The sequence below is a fragment of the Actinoplanes sp. NPDC051346 genome (assembly GCF_040682215.1).
In the GTDB taxonomy this organism is placed as follows: domain Bacteria; phylum Actinomycetota; class Actinomycetes; order Mycobacteriales; family Micromonosporaceae; genus Actinoplanes.
On sequence record NZ_JBFBAJ010000001.1, the window covers coordinates 353,274 to 373,858 of the forward strand.

At 69.1% G+C, this 20,585-nt stretch carries 22 protein-coding genes; 15 read left to right on the forward strand and 7 right to left on the reverse strand.

Features of this window, described 5'->3' with window-relative positions; translation table 11 throughout:
* Positions 1–75 precede the first annotated feature (75 nt).
* From AB0M36_RS01615 to AB0M36_RS01625, 3 genes are all read left to right on the forward strand, one after another.
* The gene (locus AB0M36_RS01615) at positions 76–252 is read left to right on the forward strand and encodes a hypothetical protein (protein WP_364150751.1); all 177 of its coding nucleotides are present in this window, start codon (positions 76–78) and stop codon (positions 250–252) included.
* A gap of 58 nt (positions 253–310) precedes the next feature.
* The gene (locus tag AB0M36_RS01620; RefSeq protein ID WP_364150753.1) at positions 311–1,003 is read left to right on the forward strand and encodes an adenosylcobinamide amidohydrolase; all 693 of its coding nucleotides are present in this window, start codon (positions 311–313) and stop codon (positions 1,001–1,003) included.
* Positions 1,004–1,085: 82 nt separating this feature from the next.
* A complete protein-coding gene (locus AB0M36_RS01625) occupies positions 1,086–2,126 on the forward strand; it encodes a cobalamin-dependent protein (RefSeq protein WP_364150756.1) in 1,041 nt (346 codons plus the stop codon).
* Between the two features lie 8 nt (positions 2,127–2,134).
* Here AB0M36_RS01625 and AB0M36_RS01630 read toward each other — a convergent pair whose 3' ends face one another.
* A complete protein-coding gene (locus AB0M36_RS01630) occupies positions 2,135–3,190 on the reverse strand; it encodes a M14 family zinc carboxypeptidase (protein ID WP_364150759.1) in 1,056 nt (351 codons plus the stop codon).
* Between the two features lie 153 nt (positions 3,191–3,343).
* Positions 3,344–3,871: a GNAT family protein gene (locus tag AB0M36_RS01635; RefSeq protein ID WP_364150762.1), complete on the reverse strand. Its 528-nt coding sequence runs from the start codon at positions 3,869–3,871 to the stop codon at positions 3,344–3,346.
* 161 nt (positions 3,872–4,032) lie between these two features.
* Between AB0M36_RS01635 and AB0M36_RS01640 the strand changes: the two genes are divergently transcribed.
* Positions 4,033–5,670 (forward strand): methyl-accepting chemotaxis protein, encoded by a 1,638-nt coding sequence (locus AB0M36_RS01640; RefSeq protein WP_364150765.1) that lies wholly within the window; start codon positions 4,033–4,035, stop codon positions 5,668–5,670.
* 75 nt (positions 5,671–5,745) lie between these two features.
* Positions 5,746–5,922, forward strand: a complete 177-nt coding sequence (locus AB0M36_RS01645; protein WP_364150768.1) for a YegP family protein — start codon at positions 5,746–5,748, stop codon at positions 5,920–5,922.
* 66 nt (positions 5,923–5,988) lie between these two features.
* On the opposite strand, the gene AB0M36_RS01650 is transcribed toward AB0M36_RS01645, so the two are convergent.
* Positions 5,989–8,475, reverse strand: a complete 2,487-nt coding sequence (locus AB0M36_RS01650) for an FtsX-like permease family protein (RefSeq protein ID WP_364150770.1) — start codon at positions 8,473–8,475, stop codon at positions 5,989–5,991.
* Positions 8,475–9,266 carry an ABC transporter ATP-binding protein gene (locus AB0M36_RS01655; protein ID WP_364150772.1) on the reverse strand — a complete coding sequence of 264 codons (792 nt, stop codon included), beginning with the start codon at positions 9,264–9,266 and terminating at the stop codon, positions 8,475–8,477. Before AB0M36_RS01655 ends, AB0M36_RS01650 begins: the two co-directional genes overlap by 1 nt.
* A 250-nt stretch (positions 9,267–9,516) precedes the next feature.
* On the opposite strand from AB0M36_RS01655, the gene AB0M36_RS01660 reads away from it, so the two are divergent.
* Positions 9,517–10,617: a serine hydrolase domain-containing protein gene (locus AB0M36_RS01660; RefSeq protein ID WP_364152207.1), complete on the forward strand. Its 1,101-nt coding sequence runs from the start codon at positions 9,517–9,519 to the stop codon at positions 10,615–10,617.
* Between the two features lie 51 nt (positions 10,618–10,668).
* Here AB0M36_RS01660 and AB0M36_RS01665 read toward each other — a convergent pair whose 3' ends face one another.
* Entirely contained in the window at positions 10,669–11,721 is a 1,053-nt protein-coding gene (locus tag AB0M36_RS01665) for a glycosyl hydrolase (RefSeq protein ID WP_364150775.1), read from the reverse strand.
* A 176-nt stretch (positions 11,722–11,897) separates the two neighbouring features.
* Entirely contained in the window at positions 11,898–12,572 is a 675-nt protein-coding gene (locus tag AB0M36_RS01670; RefSeq protein WP_364150778.1) for a TetR/AcrR family transcriptional regulator, read from the reverse strand.
* Positions 12,573–12,674: 102 nt separating this feature from the next.
* Here AB0M36_RS01670 and AB0M36_RS01675 point away from each other — a divergent pair, with 102 nt between their 5' ends.
* Entirely contained in the window at positions 12,675–13,616 is a 942-nt protein-coding gene (locus AB0M36_RS01675; RefSeq protein ID WP_364150781.1) for a metal-dependent hydrolase, read from the forward strand.
* Positions 13,613–14,716 (forward strand): hypothetical protein, encoded by a 1,104-nt coding sequence (locus AB0M36_RS01680; RefSeq protein ID WP_364150784.1) that lies wholly within the window; start codon positions 13,613–13,615, stop codon positions 14,714–14,716. The genes AB0M36_RS01675 and AB0M36_RS01680 overlap by 4 nt, the downstream gene beginning before the upstream one ends.
* Positions 14,717–15,223: 507 nt before the next feature.
* Here AB0M36_RS01680 and AB0M36_RS01685 read toward each other — a convergent pair.
* Positions 15,224–15,490, reverse strand: a complete 267-nt coding sequence (locus AB0M36_RS01685; protein ID WP_364150787.1) for a transcriptional regulator — start codon at positions 15,488–15,490, stop codon at positions 15,224–15,226.
* A 533-nt stretch (positions 15,491–16,023) separates the two neighbouring features.
* Between AB0M36_RS01685 and AB0M36_RS01690 the strand changes: the two genes are divergently transcribed.
* The 7 genes from AB0M36_RS01690 (at position 16,024) to AB0M36_RS01720 (ending at position 20,582) form a co-directional block, all read left to right on the forward strand.
* The gene (locus AB0M36_RS01690; protein ID WP_364150790.1) at positions 16,024–16,254 is read left to right on the forward strand and encodes a hypothetical protein; all 231 of its coding nucleotides are present in this window, start codon (positions 16,024–16,026) and stop codon (positions 16,252–16,254) included.
* A 246-nt stretch (positions 16,255–16,500) separates the two neighbouring features.
* The gene (locus AB0M36_RS01695; RefSeq protein ID WP_364150793.1) at positions 16,501–17,058 is read left to right on the forward strand and encodes a hypothetical protein; all 558 of its coding nucleotides are present in this window, start codon (positions 16,501–16,503) and stop codon (positions 17,056–17,058) included.
* A 389-nt stretch (positions 17,059–17,447) separates the two neighbouring features.
* A complete protein-coding gene (locus AB0M36_RS01700; protein WP_364150795.1) occupies positions 17,448–17,822 on the forward strand; it encodes a hypothetical protein in 375 nt (124 codons plus the stop codon).
* A 387-nt stretch (positions 17,823–18,209) separates the two neighbouring features.
* Positions 18,210–18,947, forward strand: a complete 738-nt coding sequence (locus AB0M36_RS01705; RefSeq protein ID WP_364150798.1) for a hypothetical protein — start codon at positions 18,210–18,212, stop codon at positions 18,945–18,947.
* A 17-nt stretch (positions 18,948–18,964) separates the two neighbouring features.
* On the forward strand, positions 18,965–19,288 hold the full coding sequence (locus AB0M36_RS01710; protein WP_364150801.1) for a hypothetical protein: 324 nt from the start codon (positions 18,965–18,967) through the stop codon (positions 19,286–19,288).
* Between the two features lie 39 nt (positions 19,289–19,327).
* The gene (locus tag AB0M36_RS01715) at positions 19,328–20,116 is read left to right on the forward strand and encodes a hypothetical protein (RefSeq protein ID WP_364150803.1); all 789 of its coding nucleotides are present in this window, start codon (positions 19,328–19,330) and stop codon (positions 20,114–20,116) included.
* On the forward strand, positions 20,109–20,582 hold the full coding sequence (locus AB0M36_RS01720; RefSeq protein WP_364152291.1) for a hypothetical protein: 474 nt from the start codon (positions 20,109–20,111) through the stop codon (positions 20,580–20,582). The genes AB0M36_RS01715 and AB0M36_RS01720 overlap by 8 nt, the downstream gene beginning before the upstream one ends.
* Positions 20,583–20,585 lie beyond the last annotated feature (3 nt).

Below are 20,585 nucleotides of genomic sequence, written 5' to 3' on the forward strand. Positions count from 1 at the left end.
GAGCACCCCTCATCGGCAGGGCCGGGGGTCGGTTGAGGCCTTTTCGGTTGCCATCGACAAACTTCTATAAATAAAGTGTGTTTCCCCGGCGCGCTCGACCACGAGGACCAGGACGCCCGGCTGTTCGCCTCCTGGACCGTGGACTACCTCAAGTACGACAAGAGACCGGCACCGCGGCCACCATCACCGCCGTGCAGTCCGGGCAGTGCCTGGACGTCGCGGGCGGCTCGACCGAGCCGACCAGCGCGGTGATCATCTGGCCCTCGCCACGGCGGCGCCAACCAGATCTGGACTGCCGTAGGGTCTGACCATGATCGCGGAACCGCTGCTGGCCCATCGAGAAGAGCGTGACGGCGACGTTCCGCTGCTGGTCTGGCGGTTGCCCGAACCGGTGCTCGCGATCTCGTCGGCGGTGCTGGGCGGCGGGATCGGGCCGCGCCGATGGCTGGTCAACGCGACCGTGCCGATGTCCTACGACCGCGACGACCCGGCCGTCCACCTGACCGAGATCGCCGCCGGGCTCGGCCTGGACGGCCCCGGCGTCGGCCTGCTCACCGGCGTCGACGTCGCCGACGTCGTCACCGCCGACGACGGCGGGGTCCGGCTCTGGGCCACGGTCGGCCTCGGCGCACCCGTCCAAGCGGCGGCGGACGCCGGCGAGGAGCCGCCGCACGTCGGGACCGTCAACCTCGTGGCCTGGGTGCCGCGGCGGCTCAGCGTCGGTGCCCTGGTGAACGCGGTCGCCACCCTCACCGAGGCTAAGACCCAGGCGATCCGCGACCTCGGCCTGGCCGCCACCGGCACGGCGACCGACGCGGTGGCCGTACTCTGCCCGCCGGCCGGTCCGGAAGCGGAGTACGCCGGCCCGAGGTCGCAGTGGGGCCGGCGGCTGGCCCGCGCCGGCCATCGTGCCGTCCTCGAGGGCGGCGCGGTCAACCTGGCCGGGACGGCGTCGTGGTCCGAGCGGCGGGCTCGGGGCGCCGGCGTCCACGCCGACTCGTAAGGGGCCCCCCCTTGCCCTTCCATCCGGAGGGGCGCGACGATGGTCGTCGATGTCCGCGAGGCCCGGCGGGAGCATCATGCCCGTGACGATCCGCAAAGCCCGGCCCGTTCTGCTCCGGCTGCTCCTGGCCGCCGACGAGCCGGGCGCCGTCCGCCTGGCCCGCCGGCTGTTGGAGGCCGGCGTCGGCCACGAGCGCGTGCTGCTCGATCTGGTCGCACCGGTGCTGGCGTACATCGGATATCTCTGGCAGTTCAACCGGCTGACCGTCGCCCATGAGCATGTGGCGAGCTCCGTGGCCGAGCGGGTCGTCGCCGCCGTCCGCATGCACGCCGGTGTGAGTCCGCACCGCCGGGAAAGCGTGGTGATCGCCTGTCCCGAAGGCGAGTGGCACACGCTGCCGGCCCGACTGCTCGCCGAGACCCTGCGGTTGCGGGGCTGGCCGGTGACCTTCGTCGGCGTGAGCCTGCCGGCGACGCACCTGACCGTCTACTTGCAGCAGTACCGGCCCGCCGCGGTGCTGCTCAGTGTCTCGCTCGCCGTACGGCTGCCGCAGGCCCGTCGCGCCGTGCTGGCCTCGCGGAGGGCGGGCGTCCCGGTGCTCGCCGGCGGCGCGGCCTTCGGTCGGGACGGCCGGAGGGCCCTGCGGATCGGTGCCGACGCGTGGGCGCCCGGCCCGCCGGGCGCCGCCGCGGTCCTGCAGGACTGGCCGCCGCCGCGGGTCGATGACGACCTGGAGCACCTGGCGGACGAGGAGTACTCGCGCCTGTTCGAGGCGATCCCCGAGCTGGCCGACAGTGCGATGCAGGCCCTGCGATACCGGTATCCGCCGCTGCACGACTACGACCGTAGGCAACTCGAGGCCACGATGGACGACCTGCGGCACATCCTGAACTTTCTGGCCGCCGCGGTCTACCTCGACGAGTGCACGGTCTTCACCGACTTCATCACCTGGCTCTCCGGCGTCCTCACGACTCGGGGCGTGCCACCGAGCAGCGTGCAACCGGTCCTGGCCCACCTCCAGGAGGTGCTCCACGACCGTGCCCGCACGCTCCGCGTCCTCGCCGCGGGCCAGCACGCGCTCAGCGCCGCGCTGAATGACTCCCATACGCCGCCGGACCTGTGAGCGGGTCGTCAGGCGGCGTCCGCGCGCCTGATCGCGTCCGGCAGGGACGGCCCGCGCGCCGGGATCGCGTCGGCGCGGTCCGGGTCGACGCGCCACAGGCTGCCGTCCGCCGCGCCCTGAGCGGTCGCGATCATCGACACGAACGCGGTGCAGATCTGGAAGTCCACCTGCTCGGCCGGCAGGTTGGAGAGCTCGACCAGCACCGACGCGCTGCCCAGGATCCCGTACCCGTTGCGGGCGATGCCCTCGTAGTCCCCGCCGGGATAGCGACTGACGTTGGCGCCGGCCACGTACGTCATCGCGTCGGCGTTGCGCACCACCACCTGTCGCGACCGCGTCACCGCCGCCTCGCCGGCGAGCGGGCTGGTCGGCCACAGGATCGAGGCCGTGGTCTCCCGCCCGTCGGGTTGCAGATAGCGGCCCTGCATGTGGTAGTCCACGACGACCGCCGGGTGGGTGGCGTGCCACCGGCGCAGAATCGCCCGCGCCTCGGGCACGGGGTTGTCCTCGATGGGCGTCAGCGGGTTGTGGAAGCGGTTGATGTCATAGCCGACTCCGGGTTCGGAATACTCGCCGGTGGCGCTCGGATCGTGGTTGTAGCGCTGGTCGCGGACCGCACCGTCGGGATTGGCCTGGACCACGATGTCGACGGTCACCCGCGAGCGCAGCCACCGGTGCCACGCGCTGCCGGGCACGCCGAGCGCCCACAGCGCCCGCACGGCGGCGGGGGTGCCCAGCGGCTCGTCGCCGTGCTGCTGGGTGACGTAGAGCAGGCGGATGTCGCCGGTGCCGACGGTCGCGACCGGGATGGGGCGCTGCTCGTTGCTGTGCCCGACGACACCGAGGCGGACCCGGCCGTCGCTGGCGCTGGCGACGCGGGCCAGCGCGCGGGCCACCTCCTCGGGCGAGGGCCGGTCCGGGATGAGGCTGGCGGGCGCGCTCGCGGCGAGATCCGCCACGGAAGGGATTCGCGGCGCGCGGGGTGCGGCACCCGCGCTCGGCGGCGCCAGAAGAACAGCCCCCATGAGTACGGCACCCGCGACGGCGAACAGCCTCGGCCTCATCTCGATCCCCCTTGATCGATGCACATGAATGACTGTGCTCCAATCTAGGGCACCTGGGCCCGTCCCGTCCGGAAGGCGTACGCGACATGGGTCTTGGCCGTCGCCTCCGACACGTGCAGCCGCACCCGATCTCCGCATTCGCCCCAGGGTGGATCAGCGCAGTTCGCCGTGCAGCAGTCCCATGGTGAATTTGTCGAGCCACCGGCCGTCGCGGCGGAACACCTGGCGCAGCCGGCCCTCGTCGACGAAGCCGATCTTGCGGTAGAGGTGATGGGCGGCCTCGTTCTCGGTGACGACGGTCAGCGTGATCTTGTGGAGCCGCATCTTCTCGAACCCGTAGCGGCACGCCGTCCGCATCGCGTCGGTGCCCAGGCCCTTGCCCCAGTGGCCCTTCTCGCCGAGGTAGATGTCCAGCTCGGCGATTCCCGTCTCCGGCTCGGCGCCGTGCAGGCGGACCAGCCCGATCAGCGTCGCGTCGGCGAGGACCTCGATGCCGAAGAGCACGTCGCCGTAGTCGTTGCGGGGCCGTTCCTCCAGCCAGCTGCGGACCTGGGTCAGCGTCTGGGGATAGTTCTCGTCCATCCAGTGCATGACCTCGGCGTCGTGGTTCCACCGCCACAGGGCCTCGGCGTCGGCGGGCTCCATCGCCCGCAGTCGCACCAGGTCGCCCAGCGCATTCATGATCGATCCCCTCACGTTGTTGATCAAACAATCCGCCCCCTCTTACCACGCCCGGACCGTCCCGTTCCACCGAATAGCGGGACGCTTGGCGCTCATTCGATGGCTCGCCACGCCGATAGGGCCCTTGGGGAAGGAACGACCGCGGCCAGAAAGAAAGTCTGATGCGTGGTCTGTTGGGGCGTTTGCGGGTAGGTGCCCGGTTGGTGGTGTGCCTGGGTACGGTCGTGGCGCTGTTCCTGGTCGCCGGCATCGTGGGCTTCGTCGCCTTGCGCGAGCAGGACCGCGCGGTGGCGCACATGAAGGACATGCTGCTGCTCAGCCGCGAGGTCCAGGAGAACAAGTACTTCAACTCCGACGTGAGTGGCTGGCAGGTCGCGTACGCGTGGGAGGCCGCCCTGGCCGGCCCGGGCGACCCGGCCGGCATGGCCGCCGCGGTCAAGCCGGACGGGCCGAGCCGCGCGGGATACCTCGAGGTCGTCGGGCGGCTGCGTGAGCATTTGAAGAACGTCGATACCACGGCCATGACCACGGAGGAGAAGGCGACCTTCGAGGCGATCCGCACCGACTGGGACGCGTTCCTCAAGATGGACGACACCATCGCGGCGGGGTTCGCCGAGGGCACTGCGCAGTCGTTCGCCAAGTCCAACGAGACCATCGGCGGCGCGTCCTGGGACATCTACTTCCGTATCCTGGAGAACACGCAGAAGCTCGTCGACAGCGCGCAGGCCCGCAGCGACGCCGCCGCCAAGGACGCGACGGCCGCCTCCCGGACCGCCCAGATCCAGCTCAGCGTGGGAATGATCGTCGCCCTGCTGCTGGCGGTGCCCCTGGTGTACGCGACCCGACGCAGCATCGTCGCGCCGCTGACCGCGGCGGTGGCGACGCTCAAGGCCGTGGCGGGCCGGGATCTGACCCAGCGGGTCGACACCAAGGCGATGGGCGGCGAGCTGCGCGACATGGGTACGGCGGTCAACGAGGCGGCCGACACCCTCGGCGCGGCGGTCGCCCAGATCAAGGCCGACGCCGGCCAGCTCTCGCAGGCGGCGCAGGCGCTGCGCGCGGGAACGGGCGTGATGGTCACCGGCTCGGACGAGGCCGCCACCGGGGTCAGCAACGCCGCCTCGGCCGCGGAGGAGGTCAGCGCCAACAGCCAGACGGTCGCCGCCGCCACCGAGGAGATGGAGGTGTCGATCCAGGAGATCAGTCACAGCGCCGCCAAGGCGGCGACCGTGTCCGGCGAGGCGCTGAGCGCGGCCAGCGTCGCCGGCCAGCGGGTGCAGCAGCTCACCACCTCGTCGTCGGAGATCGGCGAGGTCGTGAAGGTCATCAACGCGATCGCGCAGCAGACCAACCTGCTCGCCCTCAACGCCACCATCGAGGCCGCCCGCGCGGGCGAGCTGGGCAAGGGCTTCGCCGTGGTCGCCGGCGAGGTCAAGGACCTCGCCCAGGAGACGGCCCGGGCCACCGAGGACATCAGCAACCGGGTCCGCGCCATCCAGGAGGACAGCACCGGCGCCGCCGAGGTCATCGGTACGTTCCAGGGCGTCATCGAGCGGATCAACGAGTACGTCACGACGATCGCCAGCGCCGTCGACGAGCAGAGCGCCACGACCGCGGAGATGAGCCGCAACGTGGCCGAGACCGCCAGCGGCTCGGCGCAGATCGCCGAACACGTTCACGCGGTCGCCGCCACCGTCCAGAACACCCACAGCGTGGTGACCACGAGCAGCACCACCATCGACGAACTCAGCCACATGGCCGACCAGATGAACCGCACGGCGACGACGTTCCAGGTCTGACCGCGACATCGGTTGACCTCGATCGATGTTCGATCACCGCCGCAATCGGGTAGGGCAGGCGTGGAGGTGGTCGACGTGAAGTTCGTCGTGAAGAAGACAGGTAACGAGCAGTTCCGTTTCAACATGGTGGCCAGCAATGGCCAGGTGGTGGCCACGAGCGAGACCTACACCCGCAAGGCGTCGGCGTTGGAGACGATCGCTTCGATCCAGAAGAATGCCGGATCGGCGACGTTGGACGACGAAACCGCCTGAACCAAGGTCGCCACGGTCGGCGCAGGGCCAGTCCCCCGGGCGCTGCGCCGCCGGGCTTCCGGCGGCCTACTCCTTGACGCCGATGTTGTGAATCGGCGGGATCCGCAAAAGGCGGCCGACCGGCAGCACCGTGGTGCCGAGCGCCAGCACCGTCGTCCCGCCGAGCACGGACACCCAACCCAGCACCGGGACGTAGGGCACCGGGCTTCCGGTCAGGGCGTCGACGACCGTGACCAGCGTGCCGGCCGCGATGCCGCCGCCGATCACCAGGGAGACACCCAGCAGCCCGATCTGTTCCGCGTGGATCATCCGCTTGGCCTGCCTCGTGGTCACGCCGACCAGGCGCAGCAGGGACAGCTCCCGGCGCCGCGCGAGGGCGGCCATGACCATGGTGTTGGCCGCGGCGAGTGCCGCGTAGCCGACCATCACCCCGATGAGGAGCTTGTTCAGCCAGGCGCTCAGAGCCAGATCGGAGGCGAGTTGCTCGCTCAGGCCGGCCGTGGCGACCGCCGTGCTGCCCGGGTATCGCGCCGCGAGGTCGGCCATCGCCTTGTCGACTTTCGCACCGGGCTCGGTGCGGATCAGGATCTGGTTGTCGAGCTCCCACCTGGTGTGCCCGACGACCACCTTCCGGGGCAGGGTCACGTCGCCGAAACCGAGGCCGCGCTCGTAGACGGCGACGACCCGCAGGGCCACGGGCGTGCCGTCACCCAGCCAGAACTCCGCCCGCTCTCCCACCTTCCATCCGGAGCTGTCGGCCTGCAGCCGGGAGACGGCGACGCTGTCGGCGTCCAGATCGGCCAGCCGGCCCGAGATGACGCGCAGGTCGAGCGTGTCGGCCGCGCCCTCCGGGTCGATCGCCAGCGCCGCGGCCGACGCCGGCGAGTCCCCGGGCACGATCACGGAGGTACGGCGGACGCTGGTCGCCGCCCGTACACCGGGGATCCGGCGCGCCTCGGCGACCGCACCGGCGGGCAGTCCGGTGGGGGAGACCAGGGTCTGGTCGGCCAGCGTGCCCTCACGGTTCTGGCTGACCGTCTGCCTCAGCACGTTGTCCTGCAGGAACCACACCGAGCCGCCGAATCCGACCGACAGGACCAGCGAGGTCAGCACCGTCGTCATGCCCCGCGCGCTCGCCTTCAGGTTCTTGCCGGCCAGGTAGCCGCTCGAGCCCCAGAGCAGGCGCAGCGCCGGGGACAGCAGCCAGGCGCTCATCCGGTTGATCCAGGGCGCGAGCAGCGCGACGGCGGTCACGAACAGATACAGCATGCCGACAGCGCTGTTCACCGCGGTCGACCCGGAGGTGCCGCCGGCGAAGACAGCCGCGGTGCAGGCGCCGCCCAGCGTCAGTACGCCGAACACAAACCGGGTCTTGCCGCTGCGCGCGGGCTCGACGGCCGCCTCGCCGAGCGCCTCGGCCGGGCGGATCCTGGTGATCCGCCGGGCGGCGACCAGACCGGACAACATGGCCAGCAGCACGATGCCGGCCGCCGCGATCAGGGTGGAAAGCCCGCCGATGACCATCGGGAAGCCCGCCGGAATGAACCCCCGCTCGACGAACTGGTCGCGCGCCCAGACCGTGGCGAGCAGGCCCGCCGGGACGCCGACGGCCGAGCCGCACAGACCGAGCAGCGCGGCTTCCGCCACTATGAGCCGCCGCACCTGGCCCGGCGTCGCCGCGATGGCCCGCAGCAGCGCGAGGTCGCGGCGGCGGTGGCGCACCGACAGCCCGATCGTGCCGGCCACCACGAACCCGACCAGCATCATCACGTACCCGCCGAAGCTGCCACCCACCGCCATCAGCATGTCCTCGGCCGACGCGGGATCGCGCTCGGCCCGACCCCGGTCGTTTCCGGTGTAGGTGGTGGCGCCTTCCGCGTCGGCCAGCTTGCCGACCGCGGCGGCGAGGGCGGCGACGTCGGCGCCGGGCGCGGCGATCACGCCGATCGCCGCCGCCCGTCCGGGCTTGGCGGACAGTTCGGCCGCCCGGGCGTCGGTGAAGAAGACGCTCGGCGGCCCGATCCCCTCGGCGACGCCGGTCACCCGATACTCCCGCATGGTGCCCGCGACCAGCAGACTTGTCCGCCGGCCCGGCTCGGCGTCGCCCGCGACGCGGGCATCCACAACCACATCGTCCGGCCCGGTCGGCGCGTCACCCTTGATGATTCGGTACGGCGTGAGCGCGGCACTGCTCCACCCGTGCCCGGTCGCGGGCCCCGCCGCGACGACGGCGACCTGGGTGTCGGCGGCCACGGTGGCCACTCCCGGAATCTGGCGGAACTTGTCGATCAGCCCCGTCGGCACGGTGCCGCCCTCCGGCAGGGCGACCGTGGTCTCGGACTGGCCGGGCTCCTCGGGCGGGAACTCGATGTCGCGCAAGGCGACGACCACATCGGCGGCGGCGTACTGCCCCGGGCCGGGCTGGTATCGCACCCCGGACTCCAGCAGAGCGCCCATGGCGGTGAGGAGCGCGACGCCCACGGTCAGGGCGAGCAGGGTGGCGAGTGCGCTGCCGATCCGGCGGCGCAGCAGCTGCGCGGCGAGGCGGATCATCACCGCACCGCCCGCGCGGGCCGGCCCAGAAAGGCGAGTTCCTCGGCGATGCGGTTGGCGCCGGGTTGGGGCATGTCCCGCACGATCCGGCCGTCGGCCAGCACCATGACCCGGTCCGCGTAGGAGGCGGCCACCGGGTCGTGGGTGACCATGATGACGGTCTGGCCCTGTTCGTCGACCACCGCCCGAAGCAACGCGAGAACCTCGGCGGCGGTCTGGGTGTCCAGCGCCCCGGTCGGCTCGTCGCAGAAGATGACCTCCGGTCGCATCGCCAACGCGCGGGCGATCGCCACCCGCTGCTGCTGGCCGCCGGACAGCGCGGACGGGCGGTGCCGGAGCCGCTGCCCGAGACCGACCCGCTCGATGACCTCGGCCAGCCATCGCCGGTCGGGACGTACATTGGACAGTCGAAGAGGCAGCAGGATGTTCTCTTCGACGGTGAGCGCGCCGATCAGGTTGAAGGCCTGGAAGACAAAGCCGATTTCGGTACGCCGTAGCTTGGTCAACGTGGTCTCGGAGAGCTGGGACAGCTCGGTGGCACCGATCCACACCCGTCCCGAGGTCGGGCGGTCGAGGCCCGCCGCGGTCTGCAGCAGGGTGCTCTTCCCCGAGCCGGAAGGACCCATCACGGCGGTGAAGGTGCCCCGTCCGAAACTGGCGTCGACCCCCGCGAGCGCGGTGACGGCTTGCCCTTCCCCGCCGTACACGCGGGTCAGTTGCTCGACCCGGACGGCGATCGCGCCGTCGGAGGAAATGGATTCTTGCTCTTGGATTCTTGCTGCTTTCCGCACGTCGACGACGGTACGGAGAGCGACAGCTCAAGATCCATGCCGCCACCTGGCCAGGCGATGGTCGGGTTAACACCACCACGATCCGACCTGCTGTCCGGCTCGCTCGAAAGGATCTTGCTCGGCCAGGCTGGAGTGGTCCATCGAGCGCCGTCCGGCGCACGAGCAAGGGGGTCCTTCCGTGGTAATCCGTTCTCAGCAGGCGCCGCGTCACCAGCGTTCGCTGTTCGGTTTTCGCCGGCCGGCGCTCGCGATGACCGCTCTCGTGGCGGCGGGCGGTCTGCTGGTCGGCGCGGCGTCGCCGGCGTCGGCCGGCTCGCCGACCCGGCACGCGGGGATCCAGCAGGATCTGGACCGGCTGGCGAGCGTCGACAAGCTGCCGGGCGCCCTGGCGAGCGTGCGCTCCCGCGACGGACATACGCGTCACTACACAGCCGGGGTCGCCGACCTGGAGACCAAGCGGGAGATGCCGGTCGACGCGGAGATTCGCGTCGGCAGCAACACCAAGACGTTCACCGCGGTGGCCGTGCTCCAACTCGTCGGTGACGGCAAGGTCGACCTGGAGGCCCCGGTGGACACCTACCTGCCGAACCTGGTCCGGGGCGAGGGCATCGACGGCAGAGTCATCACCGTGCACCAGCTGTTGCAGCACACCAGCGGTCTTCCGAACTACACCGACATCATGGGTGCCGACTTCTTCCCGTTCCAGCACACCTACTACCAACCCCGGGAGCTCCTCGACATCGCACTGGCTCAGAAGGCCCTGTTCGCACCGGGCGCGGAGTGGCGGTACAGCAACACCAACTACCTGCTCGCGGGTCTGATCATTGAGAAGGTCACCGGCCGGCCCCTGACCGAGGTGCTCACCGACCGGGTCATCCGGCGCTCAGGCCTGCGGCACACATACTTCCCGGCAGTGGGCGAACAGGGTTTCCGGGGGCGCCACCCGCGGGGCTACTTCGCGAACAAGCCGGGCGAACCCCGGCGTGACGTGACGGTCCTCGACCCGTCCTGGTCCTGGGCTGCCGGTCAGCTGATCTCCACCAACAGCGACCTCAACGCCTTCTACGTCGCCCTGCTCGGCGGCAAGCTGCTCAAGCCGGAGCAGCTCCGCCAGATGCGGACGACGATCCCGACCCACCCCTCCAAGCCGGGCACCCGGCACGGACTCGGCCTGTTCAGCCGCGAACTGTCCTGTGGCGGCGTCTACTGGGGGCACGGCGGAGACATTCCCGGTTTCGAGACGCGCGGCGGCATCGCCCCGAACGGTCGTGCGGTCCACGTCGCCGTGACCGCCATTCCGGACAGCGCCGAAGCTGTCGAGGCCGCCGTGGACAAGGCACTCTGCCGATGACACCAACGAGCCGCCCGGCGGGATGCCGGGCGGCTCGTCGTCGTAGGTTGGTCAGCCGATCTTGACGTTGAAGATCGGGTTCGCGGCCAGCTTGCGGAACGCGGCGAGGCTGCTCTTGGTGCTGTCGATGCTGATGTCGCGGTTGCCCTGGTCGTCGTGCTTGGTGTCGAAGTACACGATCGCCTTGATGTTCGGGCGCTTGTGCAGCTCGGGCAGGACGCTGTTGAACCCGGCGGTCTTGTCGGTGGCCTTGCCGACGCGGTGGTAGACGCCCCACTCGGCGACCATCAGCGGCTTGCTGGCGTGCTTGGTGGTGGCCCAGTCGTAGAAGGTGGGGCCGTTCGGAGCCTTACGGTCCAGCAGGTGGCTGAACGTGCCGTGGTGGTAGTAGCCCTTCTCGGCGCTGACGTAGGAGTCCAGGCCCATCCAGTCGACGATGTCGTCGCCGGGGTAGAGGTCGGCCCACCAGGACTGCGCCATCCAGCGCTCGTTGCCCATGTACGCCATCACGTTGATCGCGTTGTCGACACCCTTGGCCCGCAGCCGCTCGATCGTGTGGCGGTACATGGCGGCGAAGTCCTTGGCCTCCCAGCCCGAACCCTTACGCGCGATGACGTCGTTCTCCGGCTCGTGGTTGAGCACCAGGAAGAACTTCTCCGGGAAGGACGACTTGATCCGGGCGGCGAAGCGGTCGATGCGGGCGTCCTGCTCACCCTTGGCAACCTTGGCCCAGGTCGAACCGTACGCGATCTTCCAGTTCAGCAGCAGCACCCGCGGCGCGGCGGCGTCCCGGGCCATCGCCATCTCCGACTTGGTCGGGAACGGCTCGTCACCCTTGTGGTACGTGTGGAAGATGGTCGCGGTGCGACCGCTGAGCTTCTCCCAGTCCTTGAGCGCGGCGTCACGCGGCGCGTCGGTGAAACCACCCGCGGCGGCACCCCACATTACGCCGCACGAGGGGACGAGCTTCGCATCGGTGACACATTCTCCAGCGGAGGCGGCCGGTGCCGCCTGGGCTGCGGCCGGTCCTGCGAGCGCCGCGCCGACACCGGCGAACAGGGCGGTCAGCGACAGGACGGTCTTCTGAACGGTCGAGCGACGCAAAATCTGATCTCCCTCGCGTTGTCCGGCTCGTTGTCGGCCGGGCATGTGAAAGAGATTCCAGGGCGCGCGGTGCACGACAAGTGCCCAGCCGGGTGCCGTCCGGTTGCGCGGGTCCCGACCCTCGTCGGTGTGCCCTTGAATCGACGAGGACAGGGCCTACTTGAGGCTTCCCGCGTCTAACCGTGAGGGCGTGCGATCCCGGACGTGCCGTAGATGGCTCGGAGCCAGATCGTCGCCAGCGCGTCCAGCCGTCGTCGGTCGTCGGGCGTGTCCGTCGGGCCGAGGCTCTCGAGCACCCTGTCGCTGAGTCCGAGCAGCAGCGCGGCGAGGGTGTGGCTGTGCGGTCCGTCGGGCGCGTGCCCGGCCGCCCGCTCGCCGTCGATGTACTGCGCCATCGGCGCGACGAAGGATTCGAGGTAGCTGTCCCACATCTCGCGGATCGCGCTGCTGTGCCGACGGGCGTCGAGCATCGCGCGGTAGAGGTAGTGGTGCCGACGCACCGACACGGTGAGGTCGTACACCATCCGCTCGATCCGTTGCGCCGCGGTCAGCGATTCGTCGGAGAGGTGTGCGGCGGCGGCGACGCTGGCCACGTACACATGGGCGCCGAGCGCGGCCATGCAGGCGGCCTTGTCGGCGAAATAGAAGTAGAACCCCGACCGGGTGACCCCGGCCCGGGCGGTGATGTCGGCGATGGTGATGGACTCCAGATTGGACTCGTGCAGCAGCTCGTCCAGGGCGCGCAGCAGGGCATCCCGGCGCTTGTCGCCCCGGCTCGCCGGCCCGGGCTCCCAGGAGTCGGCCTCGCCGGCGCCGCCGGTAGCGCGGCGGGACCCCGGCTCAGGACGCACGGTGCCTCGTCTCTCCAGCTCTGGACAACCCGACGGGGGAGACTCTATAAACGAATTTGACACGCGTCAATTTCGTTCCCTCCCGGGCATGACGGAGTCACCATGACCCACTTGCAGATCCGGAAGATCGATTTCCGCTTCGACGAGACCACCCCGTTCCAGTGGCTGCCGAGCCACCCGAAGTTCGGGCTGATGGCCAACGCGATCAGCATCATGGCGATCGCCTTCGAGAAGTTCATCGTCACCAACACGCGGGCCGCGATTCCGCTGATCAAGGACCCGGAGGCGGCCGAGGAGGCGGAAGCGTTCCTGCGCCAGGAGGCACAGCACGCGAAGAACCACCGCAAGCACGTGACGGCACTGGTGCGGCAGTATCCCGAGTTGCAGAAGACCGTCGACGCGGCGGTCGCCTCCTTCGACCGGCTGGTGGAGACCAAGTCGCTGGAGTACTGCCTGGCGTACACCGCGGACCTCGAGTCGACCTTCACCCCGATCTTCAAGGTGATGCTCGACCACGAGGACGTCCTGTTCCGTCCCGGCGACGAACGCGTCGCCTCGCTCTTCCTCTGGCACTTCGTCGAGGAGGTCGAGCACCGCAGCTCGGCCCTGATCGTGTGCGACGCGGTCGTCCGCAACCGCTACTACCGCACCCGCGTCGCCCGCTCCGTGTTCCGGCACGTCATGCAGCTCTACCGCGACATCCTCACCGGCTTCGAGGAGCACGTGCCCGAAGCCGACCGGCGGGCGGAATACCGCAACGTCTCCCCGGACGGCGTACGCCGGGAGGAACTGCTCGCCCGGCTGCCGCTGCGGACGTCGTGGCGGACCCGCCTCGGCATGTTCCCGCCCGCCACCTTCGCCCCGGCCTCGAACCGGGAAATGCTCATCCTGGTCTACCGGCTGCTGTTGTCCCAGGTGCCGCACCACCGGCCGGCCCGCGAACCCCTGCCCCGCTTCGCGGACACCTGGTTCGAGCGGTACGCGGCCGGACACGACGTGACCCGCTTCTACTCCTCGACCCGGCCGGCCGGCGGCGCACCGTGAACAGCTGCCCGCCCGGATTCGCCGAGACCGCCCGCACCCTCGGCGAAATCGACTGCGCGAACACACCGCCTGTCGTCTCGGTACGCCCGCCCACCTCGCTGGCGGACGGCACGATGCCGGTCGTCGAGGCGTTCATGGTGATCGGCGCGGTCGTCGCGCTCATCCACGCGGTGCTGTGGTGGCGCCGTCGCGGCGACCCGACCAACCTCGGACTCTGGTGCGCCACCCTCGTCTACCTGCTGGTGCTCGAGCCGCCGCTCTACTTTCCCGAGCGGTTCGGTCTCCAGGACCAACTCGGCCTGATCTTCGTGCACAACGTGTTCTCGGTGCAGTTCCTGCACGACCGGCTGCCGCTCTACATCGTCGCCATCTACCCGGCACTGACGTACTCGGCGTACGTACTCGTCCAGCGAACCGGCCTGCTGGACCGCCACGGACCGGTCGCCGGCGCCGCCTGCGTGGCCGTGGTCTTCCACTGCTTCTACGAGATCTTCGACCAACTGGGCCCGCAACTGCGCTGGTGGGCATGGAACCCCCAGGCGCCGTCGAACTCGCCCTGGCTGGCGGCCGTCCCGATCAGCAGCGTGGTGATCTTCGCGGCGGCTTCTCCGTTCGGGATGGTGCTACTGACCAGACTGCTACTGGCCCGGCGACGTCGCCCACGCTCGGTGGCGCTGCGGGTCGTTGCCATCGGCGTGCTGACGCCGTTCGCCATGATGCTCTGCTCGGTGCCGTACGGCGTGCTGTCCCGGTCGCCGGACCGATACGCCACCGGCCGAGCGGTGGCGCTCTGGGCCGTCCTTGTGGTGTTCGTCCTCGTGGCAGTGTGGACGGTCTGGCGCGACAGCCGACGGCCTCGTGAGCCCGCACCGGCCACGGCCGCCGCCGAACCGTTTCTCGACCGCTATCCGGTTGCGGCCGGGGTGGCCTTCCTCCTCGTGTTCGCCGGGCTGTGGGCGGTCGCGCTGCCGGAATACCTGGCCGCTACGGCGGGGCGCACCCCATCCGGCACCCCGGTCGGCAGCCTCGGGTACGCGGCGGCGTGCGCGCTGGTCGCCGCGGTGCTCCTCGTCGCGGTTCAGCGGGGGAGGACGAGGTGACGTGCATCCTGGGCCGTTGTACTCCCTCGGCGACCACCGTCCTGTTTGGATCTCACGCCACCTTCACCAACCCGCTCGGCTGTCCCGCGCTCCACTCGGGGCTGTCTCGCGCTCCGATCTGCTGGCACGGCGTTCGTCTGGCGGGCTATCGGCCGCGCTTGAGGCGGCGCTCGGTTCAGTGCGAGAGGCGTCCGGTGCACACCAGCAGGAGCGCGGCCATAAGTGCTGCTCCTTGCCTCAGAGGTTTCCGTAGATCTTGGTCAAGGTCTCGGAGGAAACCTCGTCGCTGCCGTCGTACTCGTCGGCGGCCGTTTGAGTGCCTTGGCCATCTGGTCGACTCCTGCCGAGCCGCGAGCGTGCCGATCCGCACCTCGGCGACCATGAACCCGCTGACGACCAGGCGGACCAGGCTCCGCGGGGCCCGACACCACCCGCTGCGCGGCCGGCACGTCCGCAAGCGGATCGCGACCCTCCCCCTCAGAAGCGGCGCCCGCGCTGGGGAGTGCCTCAGCCAGAAACCCGGCGTCGCATCACCGCACAGGCATGCTCACTGCTGGTGAACTCCGAGACGTTGACCAGCTCCCATCCGTACGGAAGAAGCATCTCGGCACCGGCCAGAACGGCGCTGACGTTCTCCATGCCGGTTCCTCGCTGCGACACCACCCCGAGTAGCTGGAACGGGTAACCATTCAGATCGGCTCGCCCCTCGAACAAAGCCTGAGCCGTCACCAGCCGTGACCCCGCGATCATCTCTGCCGTCTCTGCCCTCACCATGCGGCCACTCTAGAGAAACTCCCGGTAGGTCGGGCGTTACGCGTGAGCCGCTGGCCGGGGGGCCTGAGGGGTCACGGCACGTTCGCTTCACCCCGCCACGCGATCACGAACACGAACACCGCAACGCGACGTAGGCGACCGCGAACGCAAACAGAGGAACAACGAGCTGCAGCGGCGGTAGATCACGCATGGCAGAGACCGGTAGTAGTCGCCGAGTTCCCCAAGCAACCGCTCCCGGGCCGTCGCGAGACGTACGCCGTAGTCGGGCATGAAGATCTCGGCCAGCGTCGAGGGAGACGGAAACACTCCGCACGTACCTGTGCGCCGGTGGCGCGGGCAGGAATGAAGCACTCTAGCCCTGAGTGATCTGACTGCAACTGAACGTGACGCTTACGTGGCAGTAAAAAGTTTATCGGCTACTTACTGGCCGGTATTCTTGACGAATCGCCGGTGTCGAGACAATCTCCGGGGCAGGGGAGAGGTAGCCAGATCAGATCTCTAAAGGAGAGGTCTGTGACGGAAAGGCTCCCGCCGTGAACGCTTCGACCCGCGCGCTCTGGCTCGCGCTGATGGTCTTCTTCGGCATGGTTGTTGCCGTGCTAGCCGGGCTTCTGAGTTGGGCCGGGGGCGACAGCCCCTTCGCCGCCGTACTGACGGGCGGCGGGGCCTTCGGTGCGACGGTGCTCCTGCTTCTTGCGATCTTCTACTTTGCGACGGCCAGTCCCGGCGTTCGGAAGCCCGACGACTCCAAGATCGACAAGTAGCGAAGTTCGGCGCGAGGGGCGGCTTGGCCGTCCCTCTGCCGGCTGTGGAGTCAGTGACTCTGGCGTCGTCGAGGGAGGCGAAAACACCCCCGCCGTCGCCGCTGTCCGGTTCTGGCGCAGACCGGTCTTCAGTTTGGATGTGAGGTCGGCTGGGCTGGGGGTGGCGAGAATGTTGATCACCGCCTATCGTCCGCCGCGTGAGCGGATTTCGCGAGTGGTGGACCGGCGATCGTGCCTGGTGAGGACGTGATCGACATTCCTATGCCCAGGTGGCGGGACCGCCGGATCGTTCTGGCCCTCGTTGCCGTCGGCGCCCTCACAGCCGTTGCTCTTGGCGTCGTGCGGGCTGGAGCCCTTCAGGACGGGCCTGGTCCGCGCGCCGTCGCGTCGCTGCCGCCTGCCTCACCCGGCGTCGTCAGTGCCGGCTATGTGGGCAGCCGCTGGCGTCTGACCGAGGTGGCGGACGCCCGTGGCAGCACCGAGATCCCCGAATCGGTGGACGCGTGGTTGGAGCTGGGCGGCAACGGCGAGTTCGGGGCCTCCGATGCCGTCCACGGCATCAGCGGGAAGTACCGCACCGCCCCCAGCGGCTTCGACGTCACCGAGGCGATCAGCACCGCAAACGGATACAGCGGGAAGGACCCCGTCATACTGGCCGCCATCACCGGGATCGACGCGATGACGACGGCCGTGGGCGGGCAGGCCGCGCACGTCACTGTCCTGTCAGCGGACCGCGAACAACTGACTGTCCAGGGCAGCGGAGTGCGACTCTCCTACGTCCGGATCGGACTGGCTGGCAAGTAGAACACGCCGACAGCCGCGCCCTCTCCGCACATGCTTCGGAGCCGAGGAGGGAGGATTTCTGGAGTCGTCGAAGAATAGGACTCCGCGGTTGGCGGCGCCACCGTGCTTTCACGCTCCTGGGTGAGAGTGCTGGAAGGCGCCATGCGCTCATCTCGGCACAAGTGCGCGCGGACGGGTAGAAGCCAGCGACACCTAGCTTGACGGCGTGACGGCGCTGGCGCGTGCTCAGCGGCAGAGCGCACCGTCAGGTGCCGCGCATGGAATGGCTTTGCGGGTGGCCGGATTGGCGCGTTTTGAGTCAGGAACGCGGCAGATTGGTTCTGGCTCGTAAACCGTGATCGCTCAGCATCGATGTCCGGTGTCGGCCAGTTCAAACTACGATTTGTGGCGTGGACCTCGATGTCGCCGCGGACCGTGCTCGGTCACAAGCAGCCGTCTCGGGCCGCGTGGCGCCGCACCGAGCGGCAACCGGGCTTGGTGTCTGCGCCGCGCTGTTCGCCCTGGTCGGTCTCATCTGGCGTGACGCACTAGAGCTGGCCTTCCCGCTGCTGATCCTGGGGTCGCTCCGATGGCTCTACCAGTCCAACGACCGCCGTCATAGGTCAGCGATTCTCGCCGCTGGAGCGGTAGCGCTGGCCATCGCTACTGGCATCGCCGTGCTGTTCCAGCACGCCCCCACTGACTTTTCGCGCGATGTAGCAGGTGCCGCTCTGGCTGCCTGGGCCAGCAGCCAGGCCTATGCAGCCATCACCCGCCGCTCCTGACGGGGTTGTCTGAGCGCTTCAACATCCTCGCTGGGCTGGCCCGCAAACGTCGGTCAGCCGTGCGCTTGAGGAGCAGCCATCACGGCCATGTTCGATCACACTTCGTGCGACAGAGCCCAAAGTGCTCGATGGCGTAGTGCCGGCCATGGGTTCAGACTTTCGGAGACGACGAGGTCCGCCGCCTCGAGATCACCGCCCTGAGAGGCCGTTGATCGGGCGCCCTGCCGTCCTGAGAGGCGCTCTGATGGCAGGGGCCCGGGCTAGATATGTCTCGGTGCTGCCGAGGACGTTACGACTGTCGGATCATCATCAACTTCGCCCTGGAGTTCGTCGCCCTCAGCAGGACGTTACTAGTCTTGTGGCAATCGATGCGGAACGGGGACTCGGGTGTGGGTTGACGATGACCAGTTGCGGACCTTGCGACAGCTACAGCAGGAAGCGGAAGGTCTCGCTCAGCGGCTGAGTGCTGCCGCGCATGCTGCTGGCGCCGGCGAGTTCACGGGCACCGACACTGTCGGCGTGGTGACTGTCACGATCCGGGCGGACGGTACGCCGAACGAGGTCACGCTTCGTCAAGATTGGCGTGACCGCATCGGTGATGGCGAGCTGTCTTCGGCGGTGATGGCGGCTCACGGTCAGGCCATCACTGCTCGCCTTTCCGCCTGGGGTGCTGGCTTGGAGCAGGGAACGCCTCCTGAGGCCCCGAGCGTGCCACAACCGGCGTTGTTCGAATCCGCCGAGCCAGGGGATCCGACGTCACGTCAGTCTGCGCTGGCGCTCCGGGATCTTCTTGATCTGCTCAACGAGGTCGATAGCCGGATGCCCGCGTTGACCGCGTCGCTGGAGGCTGTGGGCCAGCCGGTTACCGCGGAGAATTTGAGCCGCACCGTACGCGTGACCTTGACTGCGGGATCACTCAGCGCGGTGACTATCGATCGCGACTGGTTGAGAAGCGCTCACCACGATCGCCTCGGGGACGCCCTGGCCGAGGCGCTGGCTGCTGCCCATCGAGCAGAACGCGACCGGCGGGAACGTATCTTCGACGCGGAGCCGGCGGTCACTCGTCTGCAGCGGCTCACCGGGTCACCCGAGACGTTGCTCCGAGAGATCGGCCTGATCCGGTGATGAGCACGAGGAGTGGCATGACCAACCCGACAGGTCCTGAACTCGAGGCAGCCATCGGCGCGATCCACGGCGAGGCCGGCCAGTGGGCTGACATGGCCGCACAGATCCAAGGCATGGCAACGGTGGCGCGAGGCCTGTCGCTGGGTGCCTTCCACTTCAGCGGGCTCGGGCACCTGGCCGGGATCGAAGAGGTCTACACCGACGTCCAGGACCGGATCGCCGGCCTGCTGCAGCAGGCGTCCGACAACTTCGACGGGGTCGCCGACGCGCTGATGAAGGCGGCGGACGACTACGAGACCGACGAGAAGAACGCCGTGCACCGCCTGAAGAACATCTACTAGGGGTTGATCATGTCGTTCGCCGCCGACGCAGGTGCGGTCATGTCCGAGGGCGAGTTCCGCGAGCTGCTCGCCAAGATGGACGCCAAGCTCAAGGACATCGACAGCACCAGCGCCAAGCTCTTCGATCGCAGCAACCGTGCGATGACGTTCCTACCGCCCGGCCTGTCGGACATGCTGCACGACGCCCTGGTCAAGCTGCGTGACCTGATGGCGAAGTTCTTCACGGAAGTCGCCAAGGTCCTCCTGAACCCGGGCTGGCCACCCGGCCTGTTCTCCACCGGCAGTGAGTGGACGTCAAGCGTCGGCGGACCCATGAGCAGCCTGTCGACCAAGCTCAGCCCGGACCAGCTCCGCGTCGACAACTTCTGGAAGGGACCAGCGGCGGACGCCTACGCCAAGATTCTGCCCACCCAGCAGAAGGCGGTCGAGGCGATCAAACAGGCCACCGACATCATCGACACCAACCTCACCAAAGCTGCCTGGGGCATCATCGCGCTCTGGCTCGGCATCATCGCCGCCGTTGTCGCCTACCTCCTTGAACTGTCCGCCGAGGCCGCGGCTGCCGCAACAGTCGTCGGTGCGCCGCCGGCCGCTGCCGCCGCCGGGGTATCCACCGCCAAGGTCATCGGCCTGGTCGTCGGGCTGATCGTGGTGTTCGCGACCTACGTCGGACTGCTGGTCGACAGCATGACCACAATGCGCCAGACGCTGCACGCCAACGGCCCGTTCCCTGATGGCAACTGGCCCAAGTCCACGGCATCGGAATTCAACGACGGGAGCTTGAGCGACGGCGACAACACCGACTGGCGGTACGACAACCATGACTGAGAAGGCCATCGCCCCCGGCTCCGGCACACGCCTGCGGTCGATGTATCAACGCTATCTCGTCGTCGCCGGCCTCGTTCTCCTTGTCGTGCTGCCCGTAGTGTTCGGCACTGCGTTCATTACCGCGAAGGGGCAGACCATCATCACTGTCGCGGTGGGGATGGTCGCCGCCGTGGTGTCGGAGACGCTACTGATAGCCGCCCTGATGCGAGGCCGTACATCAGTCGCCGCCGATGTCCTCTCTTTGCCGTCCATGCGATTCTCGGGTGCGCTGGCGCTCGGAGCTGAGGTCGCCGGCTGGGGCGGAGCTCTAGGCGCGCTGACGTTGGGAATGATCCAACGCATGTCGGACATCAATCTCGCCTTCACCATGGGCATCGCCGCGGCAATCGGTGCGATGTTCCCCGCCGTGCTCAGCGGCGCTGCCCGCCGACTGAGCCAACGACTCACGGCTGGACCGGACGCCTAGCGA